The organism is Streptomyces morookaense (assembly GCF_013030945.1).
Lineage (GTDB): Bacteria > Actinomycetota > Actinomycetes > Streptomycetales > Streptomycetaceae > Streptomyces > Streptomyces morookaensis.
Window position 1 is genome coordinate 1 of record NZ_JABBXF010000238.1, and the last position, 317, is coordinate 317.

Sequence of the window (317 nt, forward strand, 5' to 3'; positions counted from 1 at the left end):
GGGCCGCAGATTGCTTATATGTTGCCCGAAATCCAGCGTTTGTTACCCAACAAACCGGTTGAAGTAATTGACTCGCTGCTTTATGGCAAAGTCGATGGTTTAGGCGTGCTTAAGGCTGCGGTTGCAGCGATTAAAAAAGCCGCAGCAAATTAATTTATTTTAAATTTTCCCGTCAAAGAGTTATTTCATAAATCAATACCGCAATATTTAAATTGCGGTTTTTAAGGGTATTTTTCTATGAGTAATGTTATTGCATCGCTTGAAAAGGTACTCCTCCCTTTTGCAGTTAAAATAGGAAAGCAGCCACACGTTAATGC

At 39.4% G+C, this 317-nt stretch carries 1 pseudogene; it reads left to right on the forward strand.

The features are described from left to right. Window positions 1-153: pseudogene (gene chbB / locus HG542_RS36765) on the forward strand (PTS N,N'-diacetylchitobiose transporter subunit IIB); the annotation flags it as partial. Window positions 154-317 lie beyond the last annotated feature (164 nt).